We start from the raw sequence: 24,852 nt of genomic DNA on the forward strand, positions 1-24,852 counted from the left end.
ACCAGAGCCTCAACCAACCTTGGGAGTATGTTTTCTCAAAGCAACATATTCCCAGGTTGCGACGATCAAAAGCACCGCAACAGCCGCTATCTGGAGAACATAAAGCGGCGTTGCGCCTAGAAGGAACAGAAGCAACAGGGCGAAAATTCCGACGAAATGGGAGACGGGTCGCATGTGGGACGCGGCAATCTTGACGCCGATATTTCCTGCCAAGAAAAGGATTGGCCCACCAATGATAGCGATGGCTTCGCGCCACGAAGAACTTTCATGGCTGTGCGAAAGGCTGAAGTCTTCGCCGACAGCCGTCAGAATAATCCCCGCAACGATGGGCAGATGTCCGTAGTTGAAAAGCCCATGGGCTATTTTTTCCGGCTCTTCGGAGTTCTCGATTTTTTCGGAGGCTTTTTCCTGCGCATGGTGGAAGTAAATCCACCACATCAGGATCGTGCTGGTGAACGCCGAACAGAACACAATAAAGCTCAGGCTTGTGTTCATATGATCGGCGGCTGTGCGCCCCGTGGTCAATATCGTCTCACCCAGGCAAATGATGACGAACAATGCGCAGCGTTCCGCCAGATGCTCTCCTGAAAGGTGGAGCTTCTCATCGTCGCCAGCCTGAAAGCCGGGAACGAAGTATTTCACGGCGGGACCGAGATATTCTATGCCGATTGCTACCAACCAGAATCCAATCTGCCATCCAAGGCTTTCAGAAACGCCGCCCATGATCCAGAAGATACTCGAGGCAGCGAGCCATACTGCCATTCGCCCGAAAGTCTTCGAGTTTTCATGGTCGATCCCCTTGAAGACATAAAGCGCAAAAAGGGAGCGCAGCACCTGCATGCCGCTATAAATCAAGGCGAACGTGAAGCTTTGGTGGTCGAAAGCCTTTGGCAACGCGATTGCCAAAAGGACGCCCAGAAACATCATCGAAAACAGAAATAGCCGAACGAGGCCAGCTTCGGTGTTCAGCAGATTTGTCAGCCAGGTGATCTGAACCCACAGCCACCACAAGGCGAGGATGATGATTCCTGCTTCAAGCAGAGCGGTCGAGCCAAAGTCCTCGGCAAGTGTGTGGGATAGCTGGATAAGTGCGAAGACGAAAACCAGATCGAAGAACAATTCTGGAAATGTCGGCTTTCCAGCGACAGCCTCGTCTTGGCGAACCAGCCGCAACTTACCGGCGCTTGCGCCAGATGGCTTGATGTCATTTCCCATGGATGTTGTGGTCTCCGGCAGAAATCAGGCAGTTCTTATTTGGATGGGTATTGTGAACGGGCCTCTTCACGCTTGAGCGCATCCGCACGACCAAACAAGGCTACCTCGTTGGAGTTGTCCGGAAAGAACCGTTGGCCGACGAGACGAACCTGACGACCTTTGACATCGATAATGTGACCCGGTCTCGTTTCAGACACCACTTCGCGTTCAACGTCCTTGTTCACGCGCTTCACGTCCAGACTGCTAACCTCGATATCCTGCGCTACCGCAGCCGTGGCAAAACAAAACATAACGCCTACAACGGCAATAACGGCAACCCGTTCCATCGACAATCTCCTGAATTTGCTGAGCTTTTGTAGCCCAACAACACAAGGGACCGGAGTTTGGTTCCAATTGTTTTATCAGCACGCACGACTACACTGTAATTGGCGTTTTTTTACCACGCGGGCGCGCCAGACGCTACTATCGACCGCGGGCCTTGCGCCATTCAGCAAATTCCTGCCGTGGCGCATCGCTTGTGGCCGGATAGAGGCCAATGATCGTTGCACCAGCGAGAACCTTCTCGGTCACGAAATCTTCGTAGGCCGTCATTTCTACTGTTTCATCGGCAATCTCGTCGGCAATGTTGGCCGGAATGACGATAACGCCCTCGTCATCACCAACGATCACATCGCCGGGCCAGATCGCCACGTCGCCGCAGCCGATCGGAACATTGATATCGATGGCCTGGTTGAGGGTGAGGTTGGTGGGTGCCGATGGCCGCTTGTGGTAGGCGCGAATTTCCAGATCAGCAATCTCCGGGCTATCCCGAAAACCGCCATCCGTCACGACGCCCACAACGCCGCGCACCATCAGGCGTGAAACAAGAATAGACCCTGCGGACGCCGCGCGAGCATCCTTGCGGCTGTCCATCACCAGCACGCAACCTGGTGGGCATCGCTCCACTGCGGCCCGTTGAGGATGCTCGGGGTTCTGGAACACGGTGAGCGGGTTCAGATCTTCCCGCGCTGGAATATAGCGCAAGGTAAACGCCTGTCCCACCATGTTTTTCTTCTTAGCCGACAAGGGCTGCACATCCTGAATGAACTGGTTGCGCAAGCCACGTTTATAGAGCGCTGTGGCGATGGTTGGTGTTGCAACGCCCATGAATTTCTGTCGCGTTTCATCGCTTAAAACAAAGTCTGTCATCTCTTGTCCTTTGATCAATAGATATCAGGTTCGGGAGCGTTGGGACCGAAGCCGGTCTCCAGAAAATCAAAGTCGGCGCCGGTATCAGCCTGGGCCACGTGGCGCGCAAACATCCAGCCATAACCCCGCCCGATTTTATCCGCTGGCTGAACCCATAAGGCGCGGCGACGCGCCAGTTCGTCCTCATCCACCAGCATATCGATGGTGCGAGCCTCAAGATCGAGTTTGATGATATCGCCGTTGCGCAAAAGCGCCAGCGGGCCGCCAATATGCGATTCCGGTGAGACATGCAAAATGCAGGCGCCATAGCTCGTGCCACTCATTCGCGCATCGGATAACCGCAACATGTCACGGTGGCCCTGTTTCAGCAGAGCCTTTGGAATGGGCAGCATACCCCACTCCGGCATACCCGGCCCGCCTTGCGGGCCTGCACCCCGCAAGACCATGACGTGATCGGGTGTAATATCGAGGTTCTCGTCATCCACTGCCGCCTTCATGTCCGGGTAAGTGTCGAAAACGAGCGCTGGCCCCTGATGCTTGTGAAATTTGGGATCACAGGCGGCCGGTTTGATGACGGCACCGGTCGGTGCCAGATTGCCTTTGAGGACAGCAAGTGAGCCTTCATGATAAACTGGATTGTCCAAAGAGCGGATAACATCATCGTTGAAGCACTCCGCGCCCTTCAACGTTTCGCCCAGTGGCAGGCCGGATACGGTCATTGCGGAGAGGTCAAGAAGATCTCCCATCTTGGCCATGAGCGCACGCAGGCCACCCGCATAGTAGAAATCTTCCATCAAATAGGTTTTGCCAGTTGGCCGGATGTTGGCAAGGACCGGTGTCGTGCGGCCAGCGCGATCAAGATCGTCCAGCGTCAGCCTCACCCCTGCCCGCCGCGCCATTGCCAGCAAATGCACCACGGCGTTGGTCGAACAGCCCGTTGCCATGGCTACAGCCGCGGCATTGTTGACGGATGCCTGCGTCACGATCTGATCAGGCGTCAGGTCTTCCCACACCATCTCCACGATGCGGCGACCACAGGCAGATGACATGCGAATGTGATTGGCATCGGGCGCTGGAATGGAGCTCGCGCCGGGCAGCGTCAGCCCAAGGGCTTCAGCAATGGCTGTCATGGTGCTGGCTGTCCCCATGGTCATGCAATGTCCATAGGAGCGCGCAATGCCTGCCTCTACCTCGACCCATTCATTTTCAGACAAATTGCCGGCGCGGCGTTCATCCCAAAACTTCCAGGCATCTGAGCCGGAGCCAAGGGGCTTACCCTGATAATTACCGCGCAGCATCGGCCCCGCTGGAAGATAAATCATCGGCAGGCCCATGCTGATCGCGCCCATGACAAGGCCGGGCGTTGTCTTGTCACACCCGCCCATCAAGACGGCACCATCAACAGGGTGTGACCGCAGAAGCTCTTCGGCTTCCATGGCCAGCATGTTGCGGTAAAGCATGGTGGTGGGTTTGACGTAGCTTTCCGACAGCGAAAGAGCGGGCAGTTCCAACGGAAATCCGCCCGCCTGCAAGATGCCGCGCTTCACATCTTCCACACGGTGCTTGAAGTGGGCATGGCATGGATTTGCATCCGACCAAGTGTTGAGGATGGCAATGGTCGGCTTGCCCATCCATTCCTCTAGCGCGTAGCCCATCTGCATGGTGCGGGAGCGATGGCCCGAGCTTCTCAGGTCATCGGGCGCAAACCAGCGTGCGCTGCGCAGCATGTCTGCGGATTTCTTCTTGCTCATGATGCTTTCTGCAACTCCCGCCACGGGTGAGCCACCTTCAGCAACACCCCGTCCTCCTCAAGACAGTTCATTGAAGCACTAAAACATCAGTGCATCAATGGATAAATTATGCTGTAGTGCGGTCACGACCGTTAGACGGAAAGGATCGACGAAACATGGTGAGAGGCACAATGCTGGACAGGTCACGCCAGGTGGCGCTTCAGATCTATGAGATACTGCACAAGCGCATTCTCGATGTGGAACTGGTGCCCGGCACGGTGCTTTCGCGTGCGGCACTACAGATGGAATTTGGGGTAAGCCAGACCCCGGTTCGTGATGCTTTGATCCGGCTGCAGGAAGATGGCGTTGTCGATGTCTATCCCCAATATGCGACAGTTGTCGCCCGGATTGACATTCGGCACGCTCAGCAGGCCCAGTTTCTGCGCCTTTCACTGGAACTGGAAGCCATCCGAACATTAACGAGGGAAAGCCCTGAAGAGACAGCGGCGGACCTAGCCGGGATCGTCACAAGGCAGGAAACCTTTGCATCACCAGAGACCTATGACAGCTTTGACGCCTGCGATCAGGAATTTCACTGCAAACTCTACGAACGCGCGGATATTCTCGACCTCTGGACAAATGTCCGGCGACAGAGCGTTCATCTGGACCGGCTGAGGCGGCTTCACCTGCCGATGCCCGGCAAGATGCAAACGGTTCTTGCCGATCACCGGGCAATCGTTGACGCCATCCAGTCGGCAAATCCTGAAGAAGCAACAGCGGCGTTGCGCAGGCATCTTTCTGGGACCCTGTCGATCACGGACATGATCCGGCAACGGTTCCCCGAATACATCAAGACGTAAACCAGCCTGCAAACTTGCCATATTATAGAAACATGATATTTCTAGTCATCTATCGCATAAATCGCTGAAGAGCCTGATGTCATGCCAATGCGTGAAACCGGGCTCAGCTTTTGCATTTTCGGACGTGCAATCGTCGCACCGGATGAGACTGGTTTTATTTGTGACTTACCTTCACTCCATGACATGTTTCACGGATGGCATCCGCGCTCTGGGGCCAGCCAAATGGCGCGGCCTCGACGGGCTGATCAGCGTGTTCTGGGATGCCGAGGGACATGCAGGCGCAACGGGTTACTACCTATCCCCCGACCCGCGCATCGTCATTTTCTTCAATGATGTCTCCTCGCACATCCTGATGAGCAACCGCCACGAAGGCGCCGCCGAACATTACCGCCCGATGAAGAGAGCGATCTATGTGCCAGCTGGCGTGCCGTTGTGGACCAGTTTCACGTCTTTTCACCGCTTCTCGCATGTCGACATACACCTGCATAAAGACAGGATGCTGAAATATCTGGCGCCATCGGTCGGAACGTCGGTTGCGCTCAGCGCATTGCGCAGGCCTGTCGAAATTCAGGATGCGAAGGCGGTCGAGACACTCGCCAGTCTGCTGGTTGATGAACTTTCCACGCCCACAAAACATGCGGCCTATGCAGAAAGCCTTGTTGGCAGCATCATCGCCAACCTGCTGGATCTGCAAGAGGGCGAGACCGACGATCAGGCCAATGCGCGGCTCACGCAGGCGCAGATGAACAAGCTGATATCCACCGTTAATACACGGGCAGATTACCGCATGACAGTCAGCGAAATGGCCGAAACCGTCGGACTTTCTGAAAGCTGGTTTGCCAATGTGTTCAAACAGACCACTGGCAAAACACCGCTGCAATGGCAACTGAGCAGGCGCGTTGGCCTTGCCCAGAACATGCTGGCCGAAAGCGACCTCAGCGTTGCAGCCATTGCCGCCCAGCTTGGATTCTCCGACCAAGCGCACCTGACGAAAACGTTCCGGCAAGTCGCCGGTGAAACACCCGCCGCATGGCGTCGTATGCGGCGGATTGGGTAATGCCGAGCCTTACCAGGTCTGCCGCAGAGTGGCGAAAACGGCGCGGCCGGGGTTGTAATACTGTCCACCGGCGTCTTGGCTGGCAATGTGCTTCTCATCAAACAGATTGCTCGCATTCAGCTGTAGCGTTGTGTTCTCTTTAATCTTGTATGTGAATGCAGCATCGAACACGACAGCACTTTCCGAAGCAATCGTATTCTGGATGTTGGTGAAATAGCTGTCGGAATAGCGGGCACCGAGACCGAACGTCATGTCTCCGCGCGGACCTTCGCCGGGCAGCGTATAAGTACCCCACAGCGAGACCATGTTCTTAGGAACGCGCATAAGACGATTGCCATCATTTGCGCCACCAGGTTCATCGATGTTGGAGTCGATATAGCTGTAAGCCGCGATCATATCGATATTGTCCGTCAGCTCTGCCTTCGCTTCAAGTTCAAGACCGCGATGACGCACTTTTTCGACCGATTGGGGGATATATGTCACCTGATCGAAGACAGTGATATTGCCCTTTGTGAGGTCGTAGACAGACGCTGTGAACAGGGCTGGGAAAGCCTCTGGTCGATACTTGACGCCGACCTCGTACTGCTTTCCAGTCGTCGGGTCACTGCCAACAGCGGGTGGCGCAGCGGATTCGGCGTAGCTGGCATAGGCGGCCAGCTCCTCTGTAACTTTGTAGCTCACACCAACGCGCTTGGTAAATTCGCTATGGCTGGCTGCTTTCGTACCAGCGCCGAACAGGTCGGTCTCACTGAGGTCGAGCCAGTCATTGCGCAGACCGAAGCTTACCGTCACCTTGTCGAAAAACGTCAGGTCTTCCTGAAGATAAATCGCCTTTGTTTTCTGATCATTCTTCGTGCCATAGTTCGGCGCTGTCGACACTGGAGCACCTGAATAGACCGGGTTCTGCCAGTTGATGGTCGGAGCGCTCGTATAAAGCCCGTAGTTCTTCGATTTGAAATCGCTGTATTCCAGGCCCGCGAGTGTGCGGCTTTCAACATTGTCGAAGCTGGTTTCATAGAGCAGGTTCGCATCTATCACGAACTGTTCAGTCGTCTTGTCGCTGCCGAAGAAATAGCGGTTCGCAGGATTTCCGCCTGCAAGTGTTGTCGCGTCAAGATAGGCACTGCCAAACGCGTCGTTGGATTTGTTGTAGCGGGCATGTGACGCAAAACTCAGACCATCGCCAAAGTCATGATCCAGCATCAGGCTATAGGTGTTGCGGTTGACGGTGCGGAAATAATAATCCGGCTCACCGAAGAATTGGCTTCTGTCTAAATCCGTGCCGAGCGGATGGCCGCCGCTGCCGGGCACGCCGTCCTTGTTGAGATGGTCAAAGACGAAGGACAGGCTTGTTACGTCAGTGGGACGCCATGTCAGGCCACCCATGACGAATTTCTCATTATCCTTGGAATAATCATATTCGGCATCCGCGTCCTGGAATTTTCCCGTCAGGCGGTAGGACAGCGTATCGTCTTCGGTGATGTTGTCACCAAAATCCAGGCCAAGCTCTTTGTGATTGAAGGATCCGCCGGTGACATAGGCTTCGCCAAAACGTTCGCTCTTGGGCAGCTTCGTGACGTAATTGACGGAACCGCCGGGCTCAGACGCGCCAAAGCCGGAAGAGCTGGTGCCCTTCAGCACTTCTATACGCTCAAATGCGTAGGGCTCTTCCCGAATGCCGGCAAAGGTCCGGCCGATCGCCAGGCCATCACGATAGGTGTAGGGGGTAAAGCCGCGAATATCGAAATAGTCGTAGCGATCATCCGAACCGTAGAAATCCGTAACGACACCAGATGTATATTGCACAACCTGTTCAACACTGGTTGCGCCACGCTCCTTGATCTCTTTTGCGGTGATGACGGAAACGGAGGCGGGTGTTGTCAGGACCTCGCTGGGCATTTTGCCAGCGCCGGTCGTCTGCCTTGCAACAATCGACTTCTCATTGTCATCGGTACCAGTGCCCTTGATGACAATGGCTTCGAGCACAGTGCTTCCGCCCTGAGCCTGAGCCTCCTGAGCGATCAGACGCGCAGGTGCTAACGCAACAAGCGCCGTGCATCCCAGCAAAATCGCCTTTCGATACCGGCGTTGAGAGCGTTCGTCGCCTGCGCTTGTCGTTTCATTCTTCATGATCAAATTCCAGAAGTCGTGTTGCAATGTCTGGCAACCCGGCAAAGCCCCGGTGCCCCCTGTTGTGCAAATAACTTGAGGGCATTAGTCTGGTATTGTAAAATTCCATGGTTTTGTACAAAACCACGGAAACTTCGTCGCTCTTGGCGGCCAGTCATCACATCAGTCTTGACGTACCGGGGTGAAGCTGAGACTTCAGGTCAACTTTTACTGCCAAGAGGTTTTGCTAATGCTGCGCTTCGTTCGCGCTTTTGCGCCCATCGTAACACTTCTGTCTGTCTTCGTTTTCAGCAGTGCGTCGGCTCAGGATGAAACCTCATATCCCATCGTCGTCAAACACGCCTTGGGCACCACAACGATTGAGAAAAAACCGGAGCGGATCGCCACTGTGGCATGGGCCAACCATGAGGTGCCGCTGGCGCTGGGTATCGTCCCGGTCGGTTTTGCCGCAGCCAATTTCGGTGACAATGATGCCGATGGTCTTCTTCCCTGGGTGGCGGAAAAGCTTGAAGCGCTTGGCGCTGACAAGCCCGTGCTTTTTGACGAGGGCGATGGCATCGACTTCGAAGCGGTAGCAGAGACCAAGCCGGATGTGATCCTTGCGGCCTATTCGGGTCTCAGCCAATCCGACTATGACACATTGAGCCAGATCGCCCCCGTTATCGCCTATCCTGAAGCACCATGGGCAACCGACTGGCGGGAGATGATTTCCTTCAACAGCAAGGCTCTCGGCATGGCGAAAGAGGGTGAGGCTTTGATCAAGAAGATTGAAGGCGAGATTACCGATGTCGTCGCAAATGCCCCACAGCTCAAGGGCAAGACGGCGATGTTTGTCACGCATCTGGACACGACCAATCTCAGCACCGTCAATTTCTACACCGCCAATGACACCCGCGTGAAGTTCTTCAACGATCTTGGCCTCTCGTCTCCCAAGAGCGTTCGGGAGGCAACGAAACCGGGGCAGTTTGCCTCTAGTATCAGCGCTGAACGTGTCGATGCTTTCGATGATGTCGACATCATCGTCACCTATGGCGGGCAACCGCTGCTGGATGCCATCAAGAAAGATCCACTTCTGTCCAGAATGCCAGCCGTCCAGAACAACGCCATCGTCATGCTGGGTCGAAATCCCGTTGGAACAGCCGCAAACCCGACACCCCTGTCTCTATCCTGGGTGCTGAAAGACTATGTGGCCTTGCTGACCGCTGCTGCAGACAAGTCTGCCGGAAAGCCATAATGCCACTACGGTATGCCAGGCAGCGCGTGCCACGTGCGGGTTTCGTACGTTCTAACCGGCTGAGAGCACTCGGATTTTTGTGCATGCTTGTTGTTCTGGCAGCGCTGGCCATGCTTTCCGTTGCCGTGGGCACACGCGATGTTGCCTGGGCCGAGATCGTATCCGCACTTGGCGGACAGGTTGAGACTATCGGCCAGGCTGCCGTTTCAGTAAGAATTCCGCGAACGCTGCTTGCCGTGGTTGCTGGTGCAGCGCTGGGTCTTGCCGGTGCCATCATGCAGGGCGTGACACGCAATCCGCTGGCTGATCCCGGAATTCTTGGTGTGAACATGGGCGCATCACTGGCCGTGGTTGTCGGCGTTGCATGGTTCAACATCGCGTCGGCTCAGGCTTTCATATGGACAGCCATTCTGGGCGCTGGGTGTGCTGCCGTTTTTGTTTACACGATTGGCTCGCTTGGGCGCGGTGGCGCGACACCGCTCAAGCTGGCGCTGGCAGGGGCTGCGACGTCAGTGGCGTTTTCATCGCTGGTCATTGCAGTCGTTTTGCCGCGTAACGATATTGCAGGCGGCATTCGCTCATGGCAGATCGGCGGCGTTGGCGGGGCCACATTCGACCGGATCTGGAATGTCCTGCCGTTTCTTGCCGTCGGCTTCCTCATCAGCTTCTTGTCAGCCCGCAAACTCAACTCGCTGGCCCTAGGGGATGAACTGGCTTCGGGCCTTGGCGAACGCGTTGCCCTTGCCCGCGCGATGTCGGCGCTGGGCGCTATCCTGCTGTGCGGCGCGACAACCGCCGTCTGCGGGCCTATCGGCTTTCTGGGGCTTGTGGTGCCCCATATCTGCCGTCTGCTGGTCGGGGTCGATCATCGCTGGCTGCTGCCGTTTTCAGCCCTTTGCGGCGCAAGTCTTCTCCTTGCCGCCGATATTGTCGGTCGCGTCGTCTCCCGCCCGGCAGAGCTTGATGTGGGAATTGTGACCGCCCTGATCGGTGGACCCTTTTTCATCTGGATCGTCAGACGCCAGAGGCTGAGGGAATTATGATGCTTCAGTCTGATATGGTCAGCGCCCTGATCGGACATCGCGCCCGACATTCGCAAAAGCGATTGCGTGTGCTGACACTCCTCATCGTGCTCATCATTGCGCTATTTTCACTGACACTGGTGCTCGGTCAGTCCTTCACCCCACCGCTCGATGTCATCAGGGTTTTAGCTGGCCATGATGTGCCGGGGGCGAGTTTCAGCGTCGGCCAGTTGCGTTTGCCACGCGCACTTATGTGTGTTCTCGCTGGCTTCAGCTTTGGTCTGGGCGGGGTCGCGTTTCAGATCATGCTGCGCAATCCGCTCGCAAGTCCGGATATTATCGGCATAAGTTCCGGTGCCAGCGCTGCCGCCGTTTTTGCCATTGTCGTCCTGTCTCTGAAAGGTCCCATCGTTTCAGTGTTCGCTGTCGTGGCGGGGCTTGGCGTCGCATTATCCGTCTATGCGCTGTCGTCACGCAATGGCGTGGCGGGCACGCGCCTCATTCTTGTCGGCATCGGGGTTTCCGCGATGCTGGAAAGCGTCATCGCCTATATTCTGTCAGGCGCTCCGGCATGGAGCCTGCAGGAGGCGATGCGGTGGCTGACTGGCAGCGTCAACGGCGCTCAACTCTCGCAGGTCATCCCGCTTCTGCTGGGGCTCGTTGTTTTCGGAAGCCTGCTGTTCAACCGGCAGCGGGACCTGGAAGCCATGAGACTGGGCGACGATACCGCAGCCGCGCTTGGTGTGCGCATCGGGTTGACCCGCATTCTCGTCATCATTGCTGCTGTTGGAATGATTGCCATTGCAACCGCCATTACCGGGCCGATTGCCTTCGTGGCCTTTCTGTCCGGTCCGATCGCGGCCCGTATCGTCGGCAATAGCGGTTCATTGCTGCTACCGGCCGCACTCATCGGCGCGTTGCTGGTCCTTGCCGGTGATTATGCGGGGCAGTTTTTGCTGCCAAGCCGCTATCCAGTCGGCGTCATCACCGGCGCGCTGGGCGCACCTTACCTGATATTCCTGATTATCCGCGTCAACCGGACCGGAGGCTCGCTTTGACATCTCACACCCTGACAGTCGAACAACTCGCGGCCGGTTATGGCGAAACCGTTATCCTTGATGGCCTTGATCTTGTGATACCCGATGGCAAGATCACCGTTATCGTTGGTGCCAATGCCTGCGGAAAATCGACGCTTCTGCGCACCATGTCGCGGCTCATTGCGCCCCGGCGAGGCCATGTTTTGCTGGATGGGAAATCCATTCACAGCATAGCGCCCAAAAAACTGGCCAGAACACTCGGCCTCCTCCCCCAATCCCCCATCGCGCCAGAAGGCATCACCGTCGCAGACCTTGTCAGCAGAGGCCGCCACCCGCACCAGAGCATGTTATCACGCTGGAATGTGCGGGATGATGAAGCCGTTGCAGCTGCGTTGGAAGCAACCAGAACATTCGATCTGGCGGAACGTCCCGTCGATGAGCTTTCTGGCGGCCAGCGGCAGCGCGTCTGGATTGCCATGGCACTGGCCCAACAGACCGAAATTCTGCTTTTGGACGAACCAACGACATTTCTCGACATCAGCCATCAGGTCGAGGTTCTGGACTTGTTGACCGACCTCAACCAGGATCGCGGCACGACCATCGTTATGGTGCTGCACGATCTCAATCTGGCTGCCCGTTACGGAGACTATCTGGTAGCAATGGCATCTGGCCGTCTGCACGTCATGGGAACGCCGGAAGAGGTTCTGACGCAGGACAATGTCCGTGACGTTTTCGGCCTGGAAAGCGAGATTATCACCGACCCCACCTCGGGCCGCCCGATGATGCTTCCCATCAGCCGTCATCGTATGCGACACCCTAGAATCCCGATACATATGGACTGAGCCACATTTTGTATCAAAATATGTGAGTGCGTCCTTGCCCCTTCCCAAGGGTCCCGACTTGCGTTAGAAGCCGCAACCGTAATCCGGTCGCAGCCCACCCGGTCAAAACAAGGGATCCAAACTATGAAAACAATCGTAATCTGCTCCGGCGGATTGGACTCTGTTTCGCTTGCGCATAAAATCGCGGCGGAACATCGACTGCTTGCACTCGTCTCGTTCGATTATGGCCAGCGCCATAAAAAGGAACTGGAGTTTGCAGCGCTCTGCGCAGAACGGCTGTCGGTGCCGCACCATATCATCGACATCAGAACCATCGGCGCGCATCTGACAGGCTCGGCTCTGACTGATGATGTCGAGGTACCGGATGGCCATTACGCGGAGGAAACGATGCGTTCCACCGTCGTGCCCAACCGCAATGCCATCATGCTGACGATTGCCTTTGGATTGGCGGCAGCCCAGCAGGCCGATGCCGTGGCCATTGCCGTCCATGGCGGTGACCACTTCATCTACCCCGATTGTCGCCCCGGCTTCATCGACAGTTTCAACGACATGCAGCGCCACGCTTTGGATGGCTACGCAAACGTCAAGCTGTACGCACCTTATGTGGAAGGCTCCAAAGCCGATATCGTCACCGACGGTGCAAAGCATGACACCCCATTTGCGCAGACATGGTCCTGCTACAAGGGCGGCATGCGCCATTGTGGACGCTGCGGCACCTGCGTGGAGCGGCGCGAGGCGTTTCATCTGGCTGATATTTCCGATCCGACCGATTACGAAGACCCGGAATTCTGGAAGGCTGCGACCAGCGCCTATGCTGCGCAGGAGGTGCACTGATGTTTCGGATCACCAAGGAATTCCATTTTTCGGCTTCGCATCAGCTCAAGGATTTGCCGGCAGACCACCAGTGCGCGCGTCTGCACGGCCACAACTACATTGTAGAGGTGGAACTTGCCGGTAAGGATTTGAACCAGCACGGCTTCATCCGTGATTATCACGAACTGTCGCCACTAAAGCGTTACATTGACGACCACTTCGACCATCGTCACCTCAATGACGTTTTGCAGAATGACATGGTGACGGCCGAACGCCTTGCCAAGCATTTCTATGATTGGTGCAAGGAGCGTCTGCCTGAAACGAGCGCGGTGCGTGTGAGCGAAACGGCAAAAACCTGGGCCGAATATCGTCCATCGGGCCGTCCATGAGTGCGGCGAAAGACACAACCATCCGCATCAGCGAAATCTTCGGCCCAACCATACAGGGCGAAGGCCCTCTGATTGGGCTTCCGACGGTTTTTGTGCGCACCGGCGGCTGCGATTACCGCTGTTCGTGGTGCGACACGCTGCATGCCGTGGACAGCCAGTATCGCGATGACTGGAAGCCTCTTTCCGTCGACGCGATCTGGCGCGAGGTCACCACTCTTTCCGGCGGCAAGCCGCTGACCATCTCCCTTTCAGGCGGCAATCCTGCCATTCAGCCATTGGCGGACCTGATCGCGAGAGGGCATGGCGAAGGCTATCGTTTTGCGCTGGAAACGCAGGGCAGCATCGCCAAGGAATGGTTCGCCGATCTGGATTATCTTGTTCTGAGCCCCAAACCGCCATCCAGCAACATGCAGACAGACTTTGGCAAGCTCGAAGATTGTCTTGCAGCAGCAGGCAAAGGTCCGCAGATATCGTTAAAATTCGTGATTTTCGATGATGAAGATTACGCCTGTGCGAAAGAGGTATCGGCGCGGTATCCCCGTTTGAACGTCTATCTGCAACCGGGCAACCATACGCCGCCGCCACCTGAAGATGATGACGCTCTGGTGGATATCAACGGCATTATGGACCGGATGTTATGGCTGATTGAGAAGGTGAGCAACGACCGTTGGTTTGAAGTTCGGGTACTGCCGCAACTGCATGTACTGCTGTGGGGCAACCGGCGCGGCGTCTGAAAGGCATCACGCCTTGCGGATATGAAAGCGGTGGCCGATATCTGTTGGCTCAACCGCGATGAGCACATGGCCGTCTTCCCTGCACATATGCGGGATATCGATGACAGCGAGCTGATCTGTGGTTTCGACCCAGAGTTCCTCCCCTCCCGCCATAATCGCCAGCTTTTTTCGGCTCTTCAAAACAGGAAGGGGGCATTTGAGCCCCCTCAGATCATAGATGTCGGCAGCGGAAGACGTCACTGCTTTGACCAGAATTTCCAGAATGGCTTCTTCTGGGCATCATCTGGCTGGGCCGGGGCGGAAAATGCGAGTGGATTGAGGGCCGGAACAGGCACGCTCTGTGGAGCCGCAGCAGACTGGCTTGTAGCGGCAGGCGTGGGCGCTGACGCGACCATGACCGTCGGAGCCACGCGCGCAGTAGGTGCTGCAGGGCGCGCAGTTCCAACTGTCGCTGCCGTGGTTGCGCCTGGGTTTGAAACAGATGCCATGGCCGTCGCTGCCTGACCGGAAATGCCGCTAGCGGCTTTCTTTTCCATCAGCGCGGCGAATTCAGTTTCCTTCATCAACCGACCAGCCTTCAGGGCAGATCCGGTTGGGGCATAAGCAGGCTCGCGGCCCTTGCGCTTGGCAGCAACCACCGCCTTGCGCTCGGCTTCGCTCGGGTCATACCACACCATACCATCGAGCTTGTTCGTTGCCTTGGTATAGGCCAGTTCATAGGTCTTGGCATAGCTTTGAAGCGCGCTGGCGAGTGCAGGTGGCGTGCTCATTTTCGGGCAGGACGCAGAAGCGTTGAACTGACCGCCCTCGAGTTGCTGGTTGAAGACATACTTCTTTTCGCAAACATTCACCTCAGGTGGGCGTTTGGTGACTTCGAAGTTGTCGTAGCCAACTTTGAGCATTTTCCAGAATTCGTAATGCTCGCTCTTGCGATGGCGGGCCATATTTTCGGCCGTCATACGGAATGGCAAGGCCTGCAACTGCACGGTTTTCTGTCCGCCCTTGAAGGCGTCCCGTGCAAAACCGTAGATTTCGAGCACCTGCGCATCCGTCATGGAATAGCAGCCGGACGACGAGCAGGCGCCATGAATCATCAGGTTGGTGCCGTTGCGGCCATTGGCCTGATCGTAACGGTTCGGAAACCCGGTGTTGATCGCCAGGTAATAATTGGAGTTCGGGTTGAGATGCCCCGGCGTCAGATTATAAAAGCCTTCGGGTGCCTGACGGTCGCCTTCCTTGACCTTGGGGCCGAGCTTTCCAGACCACGCGCAAATATCGTAGGAGGCAATGACCTCAAAACGATTATCGCGGCGAGCTTTCCAGATCTCGAGCTTGCTCTCTTCCTTGACAATACGGATCATGATCGGCGCGTTGCGATCCATATTCTTCTTGTCCATTTCAGCGAGAATGGACGGAGAAAGCGGGTAATCTACCTTGTTCTTGACATGGGAAACATCACGCTCGACCGTTTCAAGCGTTTCATTACAGCCGACCAGCATGAATGCGGTGCAGGTAAGAAGCGCGATATGTCTCAAACGCATGGCGTTTCACCGATTTTACAGAAGGTTGCACGTTGGTAAAATATTTCAGATTTGAATACAAGTCTGCGGACCTGCCCGCGGATGGTTTTTAGCCTGGGGCTCCCACACCCCTGCGCATCAAATCCGGCGGCTTATCCTCAAGACCGTCATCATACATAGCTTACAAACTCTTAACAGATCACTAGCCGATGCCCCTGTGGCGATGCAGCTTGCGGCGTGATCCAACTCGACTATATTCGCTATATGATTGATCTTCTTAATGCTTATTGGCCCCATATACTAGCAACAGCGTCTATCCTCGTAGGCGCTGTTGCGGCCATTCATGCAACGATGACAAAACAGGAGGTGCGCACAGCTCTGGGCTGGGTTGGCGTTATCGTGCTGTCTCCCTTCATTGGCGCCGCGATCTACGGCATTGCAGGCATAAACCGCATCCGCCGCAGTAACCTCGGGCAGCAACGGTCTTTGATGCATGGCACGATCATGGAGCGTGTTGCGCTTTTCGATGCGGCGGATGATCTGGTGATTGCACGCTTCGGACGCCGCTTCGCCGCCATGAAGAATGTCGGCGACCGCGTTACCCGCAACGCCCTGACGACCGGCAACACCATCGAGCCGCTGCTATCGGGCGACGAAACCTATGCGGCCATGCTGGACGCCCTGGCAAATGCGAGACGCTCCATCATTCTGGAAACCTATATCTTCGATCAGGACCGAACGGGCGAACGCTTGGTTGAGGCCTTGGCGGATGCACAACATCGCGGTGTCGAGGTCCGGATTTTGGTGGACGCTGTTGGCGCACGCTATTCCGTTCCCAGCATCATGCGTGGTTTGACAAAGGCAGGCCTCAAGGCCGCTGTCTTCAACGGCAATGTCATCATCGGCTTGCGCTTGCCCTATGCGAATCTGCGCACGCACCGAAAAATTCTTGTCGTCGATGGTCGGGTGGCCTTTACCGGCGGCATGAATATTCGGGAAGGCTTCACGGCTGAATTTGCCGGGGACCGCCATTCGCGTGACACGCATTTCAAGGTGACCGGGCCGTTGGTTGCGGATCTTTTCACAGTCGCCGCCGAAGACTGGCTTTTCACGACACGCGAAAGACTGGATGGGCCCGTGTGGGACGTTACCCTTCCCGAAGGCAAGCCCGGCTCCCCGGTTCTGGCACGGGTTGTCGCCTCCGGCCCGGATAACAGCATAGAAACCAGCCATAAGATGCTGATGGGCGCCTTCTCGATAGCGCGTTCGTCCATCCGCATCATGTCGCCCTATTTCTTGCCGGACAGAGAACTGATTTCGGCATTAACGACGGCGGCAAGGCGCGGTGTTCAGGTGGATATCATCGTTCCTGCGAACAATAATCTCACACTCGTAGACCACGCCATGACGGCGCAATTCGATCAGATCCTGAAAAGCAATTGCCGCATATGGCGCGCCACGGGCCCGTTCAATCACTCGAAACTCCTCGTCATTGATGATCGTTGGTCATATGTTGGCTCGTCAAATCTTGATCCGCGGTCATTAAGATTGAACTTTGAGGTGGATATCGAAGTTATTGACGAGGGTTTTGCTGGCGCGGTTTCAGAACGCATCAACGAAGCATTGGAAAACGCCAGGCAGGTCAAGCTCGAAGAATTACGGGCAAGGCCGTTTTTGTTGAGGCTTTTCGAGAAGATCTTGTGGCTGGCCTCGCCATACCTATGAGAAACGCGACACGCGGTCGCAAAGCGCGCAAAATTTGATGCAATGGTCGCTGATAAAGTCGGAACTGGGTAATCGTGAATGCAAGACAAAAAGCTAGCGCGTACAAAATCCGAGAGCCTTTCATCTGTTCTGATGACGTCTTTCCGGAACCGCAAGACACTGCCGGCCCCCAGTGAAGCCTCGAAGGCGGAAGGCCATCCCGTTATCGCCTCTTACAACGTCCACAAATGCGTTGGACGAGACCGCAAGTTCGACCCGGACCGTATCTGCCATGTCATTCAGGAAATAGGCGCTGATATCATGGCGCTCCAGGAGGCTGATAGCCGGTTTGGAGAGCGCACTGGTCTGCTGGACCTGGGAAGGCTGGAGCGGGAGTGCGGCCTTTCGCCCGTTCCCATCTCGGCAGGCACAAAAGCACATGGCTGGCACGGAAATGTTGTTCTGTTCAAGGAAGGTGCCGTTCGCGACGTCCATCCGCTGAAACTACCGGGCCTTGAGCCACGCGGCGCGCTGGTTGTGGAACTTGACCTTCAACAGGGGGGAACGCTGCGCATTATTGCGGCCCATTTCGGCCTTTTGCGACATTCGCGCGCCCGACAGGCAAAAGCATTGGTTGAGCTGCTGAGCACACGAGACGAGCACCCGACCATCTTGCTCGGTGATCTCAATGAATGGCGACTGGGTAATGGTTCGTCGCTCAATACATTTCGCGACGCATTCGGCAGTCTGCCGCCCGCAGTTCCGAGTTTCCCCGCTGGCATGCCAGTGCTGGCGCTGGACCGGATCATTTCCAACCGCGCAGGGCTGGTTGATAATGTGACCGCGCATAACAGCGCTCTGTCGCGCATCGCCTCGGATCACTTGCCTTTAAAGGCGACGGTCAGAACCGACATTCTGTTGGGACAACAGGCCGGATAAGGCGGCGGATGCATTTGCTGCATCCGCCGACCGCCATTTATCGCAGCAGAGCCTGCGCCTCTTCGATGCCCAGCGCTGCAGGTTGGGTGCAGGTGGTCGTCAGCTCGATGAAGCGACCTTCTTCGCCGGATTTCAGAATGGATGTCATGACATCGATACCGTGGAGCGAGCGATCCAGCGAGCAACGCGCATCGCGTCCGTCGATCAGCGCAAGCACCATGTCTGCCAGTCCCGCCGTACGATAGTTCGCGCGCGCGCCCTGTGGGCTTTCCTGGTTGGCAATGCCAAAGGGATGATCCCAGTTTTCCAGCGGCTTGATGTCCTTGTCACGGCCACTCGCCTCGACAACACCACCAAAGAAGTTGGGATCTGGCACGTAAAGGGAGCCCTCCGTGCCGTAAAGCTCCATATTGGCATGGCGGTGCGACCACACATCCCAGCTTGCCGACAGGGTGATCGTCGCGCCGTTCACGAACTCCAGCAAAGCATGGATATTCGTGGGCGTTTCAACCGGAATGACCTGCCCGTTCAAGGGCTGGCTGGTCACTGTGCGTGTGGGGTTTGCCATGGAGGTCAAGGCGCCCACGCGCTTGACCGGGCCGATGAGGTTGATGAGATTGGCAACATAATAGGGGCCAAGATCGAGAATGGGGCCGCCGCCTTCAAGAAAGAAGAAGCCGGGATTGGGGTGCCACATTTCCATGCCCGGGCTCATGACATGGCATGTGCCTGATGTGATACGACCAATGCCGCCTTGATCGATGTATTGACGCGCCAACTGATGCGCACCGCCCAGAAATGTATCGGGCGCACAACCAACAGCAAGGTTCTTTTCCTTTGCGAGACGACGCAGTTCCTCGCCCTCTTCCAGTGTCAGCACCAGAGGCTTTTCCGAATAGACGTGTTTGCCTGCTTCGAGGATGGATTTCGAAACGGCAAAATGCGCCGCCGGAATGGTGAGGTTGACCACCACATCGATTTCGTCGTTGGCAAGCAGTTCCTCGATGGACTGCGCCTTGACCCCATATTCCTCAGCCCGCAGTTCCGCCGCACTGCGGTTGAGATCGGCACAGGCCAGAACTTTCAGGCCGCGAAATAGCGGTGAGAGCGAAAAATAGGTCGTTGAGATATTGCCGCATCCAATGATGCCGACGCCAAGTTCCTTGGCCATGTCTTGAACTCCAGATTGGTGAATTAATAGGCGTTGAAAGATGTGATGGACCGTGTGATCAGACGGTCGACGTCCTTGGGATTGTCATGCTCGACGACATAATATTTGACGGCCGTTTTCTTGAGCACATCGACCAAGCCCTTCCAGTCCACCGTGCCGTGACCGACATCTGCCCAACCGTCTTCATCGGTATTTTCGCCCGGCGACGCGATGTCCTTGACATGCACAGCTGTAATACGGCTGGCGTAGCGTTCGATCCACTCCAGAGGGTCGGCTTTACCCCTGATAATCCAGGCAATGTCCGCTTCCCATTCCAGCTCAGGTCCGCCGGCGAAAATCTGTTCCTGTGGCGTGGAGCCGTCCTCAAGCTTCACGAACTCGAAATCGTGATTGTGCCAACCGAAAGCCAGTCCGGCATCACGGAATGGTTTCGCAGCCTCCTGAAGGCGCTTGCCGAATGCAAGCCAACCCGCAGCATCGCTTGGGCGTTGGTCGGGCATCAGATGAGGGCAATAGATGGCCTTGATGCCGAGCGTGCTGGCAATGTTGAGCGCCTTTTCAGGCTCGCCTTCCAGCATATCGATGCCGAAATGGCCTGTCGGCATGGTGAGGTTATTGGCGTCGAGGTCTGCGCGCAGAGCTTTCAAGCCGACATCGTCAAGCGAACCGTATATACCGCCGAAGCCTTCGACATGGGCATATCCTGCCGCTGAAAGCTTTTTCAGGACGTCTGAAAGCGGCGGAAAATTACGGGCACTATAGAGCTGGAAACCAAGTTTCGTCATCTGTCTCTCCTGACATTGGGACTGTGTCTGGTGGAAGGGTGGGTGAATTCAGATGCGGTCTTCGGTCTTCGCATCGAAAAGGGACGCCATGGACATATCGAAGGCCAGCTTGACCTTGGACCCGGGCGCGTAACGTCTGTGCCCGCCAACCCGCACTGAAAGCGTGTGACCGGCAAGCTTGAGCCATATGAGGTTATCAGCCCCCATTGGCTCCTCAATATCAACCACGGCATCATGAATCTCACCGCCGGTGATATCGCCGTCCACCCGCACGTGCTCCGGGCGAACGCCGAGAACAGCGCCTGTTCCGGGGGTGAGCGAGGTAGAGGCGTCATAACCATCGAGGGTGAAACTGACGCCATGGGTCTTGAAGGCGACCTTGCCTTCTTGCTCAGCAAGTTCTCCATGGAGGAAATTCATCGATGGTGAGCCGATGAACCCGGCAACGAACAGGTTTTTAGGCTTGTTGTAGATGGAGACAGGATCGTCCAGCTGCTGGATAACGCCACTCTTCATGATCGCGATACGATCTGCCAGCGTCAGTGCCTCGATCTGGTCGTGGGTCACGTAGATCATGGTATTTTTCAGCGCCTGATGGAGCCGCTTGATTTCCACGCGCAGTTCCGAGCGCAACTTGGCATCGAGGTTGGACAGAGGCTCATCGAACAGGAAGACATCAACGTCACGGACAAGGGCGCGCCCGATGGCGACACGCTGACGCTGGCCACCGGAAAGCTCTGCGGGTTTGCGCTTCAACAGCGGTTCGATCTGGAGAATACCGGCCGCGCGCTTCACGCGCTTGTCGATCTCCTCCTTTGGCATTTTGGCAACCTGCAAACCAAAGGACAGGTTCTTTTCCACCGTCATCTGCGGATAAAGCGCATAGGACTGGAACACCATGCCGATGCCGCGATCCTTTGGCTCTTCCCAGGTGACATTGCGATCCTTGATGGAAATCTGCCCTTCCGTCGGTTCAAGAAGGCCAGCAATGCAGTTGAGCAATGTCGACTTTCCGCAGCCCGAAGAGCCAAGCAGAACAAGAAACTCCCCTTCATAAATATCGAGATTGAGATCCGACAGCACATTGACAGCGCCAAAGGACAGGGACAGTTCGCGAATGGAGACGCTTTTATTCATGAAGCTTAACCTTTGACTGCGCCAGCGGCGATGCCGCGGACAAAAAGTCTGCCTGAAACGAAATAGACGAACAGCGGAACAGCACCGGTCAGAAGGGTCGCCGCCATATTGACGTTGTATTCCTTCACACCCTGAACAGAGTTGACGATGTTGTTGAGCTGAACAGTCATCGGATAATATTCCGGCCTGGTGAACACGACGCCGAACAGGAAGTCATTCCAGATGCCTGTAACTTGCAGGATCATCGCAACTACGAAGATCGGCAGCGACATCGGCGCCATGATGCGAAAATAGATCTGCCAGAAATTCGCGCCATCGATGCGCGCCGCCTTGAACAATTCTTCCGGCAGGCCCGCAAAGTAGTTGCGAAACAGAAGCGTCAGGATCGGCATTCCAAAAATCGTGTGGACGATAATCAGACCGGTCAGCGTACCGTAGACACCCATTTCACGCAGCACGATCACGATGGGATAGATCATGACCTGGTAGGGAATGAACGCCCCGATGATGAGAATGGAGAAGAAGAACTCCGAGCCCTTGAACTTCCAGTTCGCCAAGGCGTAGCCGCTGACGGATGCAATCAGGATCGACACGAATGTCGATGGCACCATGATACGCACGGAATTCCAAAAACCACGCGAAAGTCCGTCGCAATTCAGACCCGTGCAGGCATTTGACCATGCCTTGACCCATGGCTCGAATGTGATTTCGACCGGCGGGGCAAAGATATTGCCCATGCGAATTTCCGGCATGCCCTTCAATGATGTGACGATCATCACATAAAGCGGCAACAGGTAATAGATCGCCGCTACGAACAGGCTGCCATAGAGAATGATGTTGCGGCGGGAAATCCGTTTGCGTGGTTTGCGGCCACGCGGCCCTTCAAGGCGAGAGGACACAGCATCAGTTGCGACAGCAACCGTATTGAGTGTTGAGATATTAGCCACGCTTGCGCCCTCCAAATTCGAGGTAAGCCCATGGAACGATGATGATGGCAACGGTGAGCAGCATCATGGTGGAGGCGGCAAAGCCCTGCCCCAGGTTTTGCGCCTGAAACATGTAGTCATAAACGTATTTTGCTGGCACTTCGGACGCGATGCCCGGTCCACCGCTCGTTTGAGCCACCACAAGATCGTAGACCTTGACGATGCCACTGGCGATGATGACGAGCGTTGTGATGAAGACAGGCCGCATCATGGGAATGACGATGAGAATATAGGTCTTCCACATCGGAATCCCGTCAACGCGCGATGCTTTCCAGATATCCTCATCGATACCACGTAAGCCAGCAAGCATGAGGCACATCACGAGGCCGGTGCCCTGCCAAAGTGCTGCAATCAGGATGCCGTAAATGACGAGGTTCGGATCATAAAGCGGATCGAACGTGAAGCTTTCCCAGCCCATTGAACGCACGACCGACTGGATGCCGAATTCAGGGTTCAGCAGCCACTGCCAGACAAGGCCGGTGACGATGAATGAAAGGGCAAAAGGATAAAGAAAGATCGTTCGGAATGTATTCTCAAACCGTATTTTCTGATCCATCAGCGCGGCCAGAACGAAGCCGATAACGAGACTGAAGATCAGCGACAGTATGCCGTAGATAGCAAGGTTCTGGATCGAAATGATCCAGCGAGGCGCTGCCCAAAGACGCTCATATTGCTCAATGCCAATAAACGAGGCGCGCGGCAGCAGCTTGGAATTGGTAAAGGAATAAACGACTGTCCAGATCGTTCCGCCCATGAAGATGACCATCGCGGTCAGGATCATGGGTATCGATGCAATCTTTGAATTCAGATTGCGGAATAGCTGGTTTGGACGACCAGAATGGCTTTTGACCGCCATGTCCCACTCCTTATCAATCATAATGGTTGATCGTGCAGCGAACCGCAAAGGATTCACGTCCGCAACACATGTCCTCGGAGCGCCATGAAACCACTGTTTCCAGCAGCATATTTAGCCGGCTGGTCCATCCAACCGGCTAAAGGCGAGCCTGTATCAGTCGGCAGAACCGATGATCTCGGCGAAGCGCTTCTGCGCTGCATCCGCGGTCAGGGATGGGTTCGCAAAGAATTCGGACATCAAATCCTCCTTCTGCTTTTGCGTATCTGCGGAGATAAGCTGGTCGGTGCTCTGGAGAACCTCACCCTTTGCAAGGATGGCAAGACCCTTCTTCATGCAGTCATTGGCTGTGCCAAGATCGACGTCGCCTCTGATGGGAAGCGAACCCTTCTTCAGGTTGAACGCAACCTGGGTCTTGGGATCAACGATCACTTCTGCCAGAACCTCCTGAGCCTTCGATTTCGCTTCATCTTTAAGAAGAGGGAAATAGAATGCGTCGCCATTGGCTGTCAGCAACTCGTTCAGGCCAAGGCCGGGAAGGCAGGTGTAATCAGTTCCGGCCTTCTGGTTGGCAAGCTGAAACTCACCCTGCGCCCAGTCACCCATGACCTGACCGCCAGCTTTGCCGGTGATGACCATGTTCGTTGCCTGGTTCCAGTCCTGAACATTCGAGCCTTTCGCAAGCTTGCGTGCTTCGTCCGCAGCCACGAAGATCTTCTTCATTTCCGGTCCGGCAGCAACCTCGGCATCTTTGTCCTTGTAGATCTTTTCATAGAGGTCCTTGCCAGCAAGCGAAATCAGCAGCGTGTCGAACAAGCCATTGGCCTGCCATGCCTGACCACCAAGGGCCAGCGGCTGAATACCGGCCTTTTGCAGCGCTGGCGCCGCTGCAACGAATTCAGTCCAGTTTTTAGGAACCTCTACACCTGCCTTTTTGAAAGCGGCGTTGGAAAGCCATAGCCACTGCCAGGAGTGGATATTGACCGGTGCGCAATAAATCTTGCCATCAATTGTGCAGCTTTCCAGCAGGCTTGCTGGCTTGATGACGTCTTTCCACTTGCCCTTTTCAGCAACATCCGTGAGATCGCGCATCAAACCGGATTGCGCAAGCTCTTCGGCCTGGCGTCCGTGGTTGAATTGGGTTGCACCCATCGGATCACCACCGGTGATCCGGCTGATCATGATTGGACGAGCGGTACCGCCAGAGCCGGCAATCGCGCCATCCACCCATTTATTCCCGGTTGCATCGAATGCTTTGGCAAGCTCCCCCACTGCCGCGGCTTCACCGCCTGACGTCCACCAGTGTGTTACCTCTAGATCTGTAGCCCCTGCGATGGTTGCAGGCACCGTGAAACCGGCCAACAGAGTGGCCAAAATGGCAGTCGTACGCATGAGTCTCCTCCCTCACTGAAACGTTGCCGTAAAAACCTATGCGAAACATTCCTGTTCCGCAACAGCGACTGCAATAAAAAATTAATTTTGATTTTTAATGTTTTCTATCAGTAT

Annotated in this window: 24 protein-coding genes; 11 read left to right on the plus strand and 13 right to left on the minus strand. The window is 55.8% G+C overall.

Features of this window, described 5'->3' with window-relative positions; all coding sequences use genetic code 11:
- Positions 1-9: 9 nt before the first annotated feature.
- The 4 genes from IFT53_RS11180 to araD all read right to left on the minus strand — a co-directional run bounded on the left by IFT53_RS11180 (position 10) and on the right by araD (position 4,154).
- The gene (locus tag IFT53_RS11180; RefSeq protein ID WP_192064767.1) at positions 10-1,215 is read right to left on the minus strand and encodes a low temperature requirement protein A; all 1,206 of its coding nucleotides are present in this window, start codon (positions 1,213-1,215) and stop codon (positions 10-12) included.
- 35 nt (positions 1,216-1,250) lie between these two features.
- Positions 1,251-1,541, minus strand: coding sequence for a hypothetical protein (locus IFT53_RS11185; protein WP_192064768.1), 291 nt, complete (start codon positions 1,539-1,541; stop codon positions 1,251-1,253).
- Positions 1,542-1,677: 136 nt separating this feature from the next.
- A complete protein-coding gene (locus tag IFT53_RS11190; protein WP_192064769.1) occupies positions 1,678-2,403 on the minus strand; it encodes a ribonuclease activity regulator RraA in 726 nt (241 codons plus the stop codon).
- Between the two features lie 14 nt (positions 2,404-2,417).
- Positions 2,418-4,154 (minus strand): L-arabinonate dehydratase, encoded by a 1,737-nt coding sequence (gene araD, locus IFT53_RS11195; RefSeq protein ID WP_192064770.1) that lies wholly within the window; start codon positions 4,152-4,154, stop codon positions 2,418-2,420.
- A 155-nt stretch (positions 4,155-4,309) separates the two neighbouring features.
- Here araD and IFT53_RS11200 point away from each other — a divergent pair, with 155 nt between their 5' ends.
- Both IFT53_RS11200 and IFT53_RS11205 read left to right on the plus strand, forming a co-directional pair.
- Positions 4,310-4,993 (plus strand): GntR family transcriptional regulator, encoded by a 684-nt coding sequence (locus tag IFT53_RS11200; RefSeq protein ID WP_192064771.1) that lies wholly within the window; start codon positions 4,310-4,312, stop codon positions 4,991-4,993.
- A 160-nt stretch (positions 4,994-5,153) separates the two neighbouring features.
- Positions 5,154-6,050, plus strand: coding sequence for a helix-turn-helix domain-containing protein (locus IFT53_RS11205; protein WP_192064772.1), 897 nt, complete (start codon positions 5,154-5,156; stop codon positions 6,048-6,050).
- 9 nt (positions 6,051-6,059) lie between these two features.
- Here the strand turns inward: IFT53_RS11205 and IFT53_RS11210 are convergent, their stop codons facing one another.
- Positions 6,060-8,180 carry a TonB-dependent siderophore receptor gene (locus IFT53_RS11210; RefSeq protein WP_192064773.1) on the minus strand — a complete coding sequence of 707 codons (2,121 nt, stop codon included), beginning with the start codon at positions 8,178-8,180 and terminating at the stop codon, positions 6,060-6,062.
- Between the two features lie 229 nt (positions 8,181-8,409).
- Here IFT53_RS11210 and IFT53_RS11215 point away from each other — a divergent pair, with 229 nt between their 5' ends.
- From IFT53_RS11215 to queE, 7 genes are all read left to right on the plus strand, one after another.
- Entirely contained in the window at positions 8,410-9,414 is a 1,005-nt protein-coding gene (locus tag IFT53_RS11215) for an iron-siderophore ABC transporter substrate-binding protein (protein ID WP_192064774.1), read from the plus strand.
- Positions 9,415-9,497: 83 nt separating this feature from the next.
- Positions 9,498-10,457, plus strand: coding sequence for a FecCD family ABC transporter permease (locus IFT53_RS11220; RefSeq protein WP_244656289.1), 960 nt, complete (start codon positions 9,498-9,500; stop codon positions 10,455-10,457).
- Positions 10,454-11,494 carry a FecCD family ABC transporter permease gene (locus IFT53_RS11225; protein ID WP_192064776.1) on the plus strand — a complete coding sequence of 347 codons (1,041 nt, stop codon included), beginning with the start codon at positions 10,454-10,456 and terminating at the stop codon, positions 11,492-11,494. Before IFT53_RS11220 ends, IFT53_RS11225 begins: the two co-directional genes overlap by 4 nt.
- Positions 11,491-12,315: an ABC transporter ATP-binding protein gene (locus tag IFT53_RS11230; RefSeq protein ID WP_192064777.1), complete on the plus strand. Its 825-nt coding sequence runs from the start codon at positions 11,491-11,493 to the stop codon at positions 12,313-12,315. The genes IFT53_RS11225 and IFT53_RS11230 overlap by 4 nt, the downstream gene beginning before the upstream one ends.
- Before the next feature lie 123 nt (positions 12,316-12,438).
- The gene (gene queC / locus IFT53_RS11235; protein WP_192064778.1) at positions 12,439-13,149 is read left to right on the plus strand and encodes a 7-cyano-7-deazaguanine synthase QueC; all 711 of its coding nucleotides are present in this window, start codon (positions 12,439-12,441) and stop codon (positions 13,147-13,149) included.
- Positions 13,149-13,517: a 6-carboxytetrahydropterin synthase QueD gene (gene queD / locus IFT53_RS11240; protein ID WP_042616603.1), complete on the plus strand. Its 369-nt coding sequence runs from the start codon at positions 13,149-13,151 to the stop codon at positions 13,515-13,517. The genes queC and queD overlap by 1 nt, the downstream gene beginning before the upstream one ends.
- Positions 13,514-14,251 (plus strand): 7-carboxy-7-deazaguanine synthase QueE, encoded by a 738-nt coding sequence (queE, locus tag IFT53_RS11245; RefSeq protein ID WP_192064779.1) that lies wholly within the window; start codon positions 13,514-13,516, stop codon positions 14,249-14,251. The genes queD and queE overlap by 4 nt, the downstream gene beginning before the upstream one ends.
- Before the next feature lie 6 nt (positions 14,252-14,257).
- Here queE and IFT53_RS11250 read toward each other — a convergent pair whose 3' ends face one another.
- A complete protein-coding gene (locus IFT53_RS11250) occupies positions 14,258-14,491 on the minus strand; it encodes a sulfurtransferase TusA family protein (RefSeq protein ID WP_192064780.1) in 234 nt (77 codons plus the stop codon).
- Positions 14,488-15,792, minus strand: coding sequence for a L,D-transpeptidase family protein (locus IFT53_RS11255; protein ID WP_192064781.1), 1,305 nt, complete (start codon positions 15,790-15,792; stop codon positions 14,488-14,490). The genes IFT53_RS11250 and IFT53_RS11255 overlap by 4 nt, the downstream gene beginning before the upstream one ends.
- Before the next feature lie 243 nt (positions 15,793-16,035).
- Here IFT53_RS11255 and cls point away from each other — a divergent pair, with 243 nt between their 5' ends.
- Entirely contained in the window at positions 16,036-17,496 is a 1,461-nt protein-coding gene (gene cls / locus IFT53_RS11260; RefSeq protein WP_192065003.1) for a cardiolipin synthase, read from the plus strand.
- 78 nt (positions 17,497-17,574) lie between these two features.
- Positions 17,575-18,414 (plus strand): endonuclease/exonuclease/phosphatase family protein, encoded by an 840-nt coding sequence (locus IFT53_RS11265; protein WP_192064782.1) that lies wholly within the window; start codon positions 17,575-17,577, stop codon positions 18,412-18,414.
- Positions 18,415-18,451: 37 nt separating this feature from the next.
- Here IFT53_RS11265 and IFT53_RS11270 read toward each other — a convergent pair whose 3' ends face one another.
- From IFT53_RS11270 to IFT53_RS11295, 6 genes are all read right to left on the minus strand, one after another.
- Positions 18,452-19,585, minus strand: a complete 1,134-nt coding sequence (locus tag IFT53_RS11270; RefSeq protein WP_192064783.1) for a Gfo/Idh/MocA family protein — start codon at positions 19,583-19,585, stop codon at positions 18,452-18,454.
- A 23-nt stretch (positions 19,586-19,608) separates the two neighbouring features.
- Complete coding sequence (locus IFT53_RS11275) at positions 19,609-20,370, minus strand: sugar phosphate isomerase/epimerase family protein (RefSeq protein WP_192064784.1); 762 nt, start codon at positions 20,368-20,370, stop codon at positions 19,609-19,611.
- A 48-nt stretch (positions 20,371-20,418) separates the two neighbouring features.
- Positions 20,419-21,507 carry an ABC transporter ATP-binding protein gene (locus IFT53_RS11280; protein WP_192064785.1) on the minus strand — a complete coding sequence of 363 codons (1,089 nt, stop codon included), beginning with the start codon at positions 21,505-21,507 and terminating at the stop codon, positions 20,419-20,421.
- A gap of 5 nt (positions 21,508-21,512) precedes the next feature.
- On the minus strand, positions 21,513-22,454 hold the full coding sequence (locus IFT53_RS11285; protein WP_042616611.1) for a carbohydrate ABC transporter permease: 942 nt from the start codon (positions 22,452-22,454) through the stop codon (positions 21,513-21,515).
- On the minus strand, positions 22,447-23,349 hold the full coding sequence (locus tag IFT53_RS11290; protein WP_192064786.1) for a carbohydrate ABC transporter permease: 903 nt from the start codon (positions 23,347-23,349) through the stop codon (positions 22,447-22,449). The genes IFT53_RS11285 and IFT53_RS11290 overlap by 8 nt, the downstream gene beginning before the upstream one ends.
- Before the next feature lie 153 nt (positions 23,350-23,502).
- Complete coding sequence (locus IFT53_RS11295; RefSeq protein ID WP_192064787.1) at positions 23,503-24,738, minus strand: ABC transporter substrate-binding protein; 1,236 nt, start codon at positions 24,736-24,738, stop codon at positions 23,503-23,505.
- Between the last annotated feature and the right edge of the window lie 114 nt (positions 24,739-24,852).

This window comes from Rhizobium sp. CFBP 13644, assembly GCF_014842165.1.
Taxonomy (GTDB): Bacteria; Pseudomonadota; Alphaproteobacteria; order Rhizobiales; family Rhizobiaceae; genus Agrobacterium; species Agrobacterium tumefaciens_C.

What these genes read in the sequence shown, in the direction of transcription:
- IFT53_RS11280 (WP_192064785.1), bottom strand. Translation starts at nt 21,507, where the DNA reads ATGAATAAAAGCGTCTCCATTCGCGAACTGTCCCTGTCCTTTGGCGCT.
- queE (WP_192064779.1), top strand. Translation starts at nt 13,514, where the DNA reads ATGAGTGCGGCGAAAGACACAACCATCCGCATCAGCGAAATCTTCGGC.
- IFT53_RS11275 (WP_192064784.1), bottom strand. Translation starts at nt 20,370, where the DNA reads ATGACGAAACTTGGTTTCCAGCTCTATAGTGCCCGTAATTTTCCGCCG.
- IFT53_RS11180 (WP_192064767.1), bottom strand. Translation starts at nt 1,215, where the DNA reads ATGGGAAATGACATCAAGCCATCTGGCGCAAGCGCCGGTAAGTTGCGG.
- IFT53_RS11190 (WP_192064769.1), bottom strand. Translation starts at nt 2,403, where the DNA reads ATGACAGACTTTGTTTTAAGCGATGAAACGCGACAGAAATTCATGGGC.
- IFT53_RS11200 (WP_192064771.1), top strand. Translation starts at nt 4,310, where the DNA reads ATGGTGAGAGGCACAATGCTGGACAGGTCACGCCAGGTGGCGCTTCAG.
- araD (WP_192064770.1), bottom strand. Translation starts at nt 4,154, where the DNA reads ATGAGCAAGAAGAAATCCGCAGACATGCTGCGCAGCGCACGCTGGTTT.
- IFT53_RS11290 (WP_192064786.1), bottom strand. Translation starts at nt 23,349, where the DNA reads ATGGCGGTCAAAAGCCATTCTGGTCGTCCAAACCAGCTATTCCGCAAT.
- IFT53_RS11295 (WP_192064787.1), bottom strand. Translation starts at nt 24,738, where the DNA reads ATGCGTACGACTGCCATTTTGGCCACTCTGTTGGCCGGTTTCACGGTG.
- IFT53_RS11225 (WP_192064776.1), top strand. Translation starts at nt 10,454, where the DNA reads ATGATGCTTCAGTCTGATATGGTCAGCGCCCTGATCGGACATCGCGCC.
- IFT53_RS11185 (WP_192064768.1), bottom strand. Translation starts at nt 1,541, where the DNA reads ATGGAACGGGTTGCCGTTATTGCCGTTGTAGGCGTTATGTTTTGTTTT.
- IFT53_RS11265 (WP_192064782.1), top strand. Translation starts at nt 17,575, where the DNA reads ATGCAAGACAAAAAGCTAGCGCGTACAAAATCCGAGAGCCTTTCATCT.
- queD (WP_042616603.1), top strand. Translation starts at nt 13,149, where the DNA reads ATGTTTCGGATCACCAAGGAATTCCATTTTTCGGCTTCGCATCAGCTC.
- IFT53_RS11220 (WP_244656289.1), top strand. Translation starts at nt 9,498, where the DNA reads ATGCTTGTTGTTCTGGCAGCGCTGGCCATGCTTTCCGTTGCCGTGGGC.
- queC (WP_192064778.1), top strand. Translation starts at nt 12,439, where the DNA reads ATGAAAACAATCGTAATCTGCTCCGGCGGATTGGACTCTGTTTCGCTT.
- IFT53_RS11215 (WP_192064774.1), top strand. Translation starts at nt 8,410, where the DNA reads ATGCTGCGCTTCGTTCGCGCTTTTGCGCCCATCGTAACACTTCTGTCT.
- IFT53_RS11210 (WP_192064773.1), bottom strand. Translation starts at nt 8,180, where the DNA reads ATGAAGAATGAAACGACAAGCGCAGGCGACGAACGCTCTCAACGCCGG.
- IFT53_RS11255 (WP_192064781.1), bottom strand. Translation starts at nt 15,792, where the DNA reads ATGCGTTTGAGACATATCGCGCTTCTTACCTGCACCGCATTCATGCTG.
- IFT53_RS11270 (WP_192064783.1), bottom strand. Translation starts at nt 19,585, where the DNA reads ATGGCCAAGGAACTTGGCGTCGGCATCATTGGATGCGGCAATATCTCA.
- cls (WP_192065003.1), top strand. Translation starts at nt 16,036, where the DNA reads ATGATTGATCTTCTTAATGCTTATTGGCCCCATATACTAGCAACAGCG.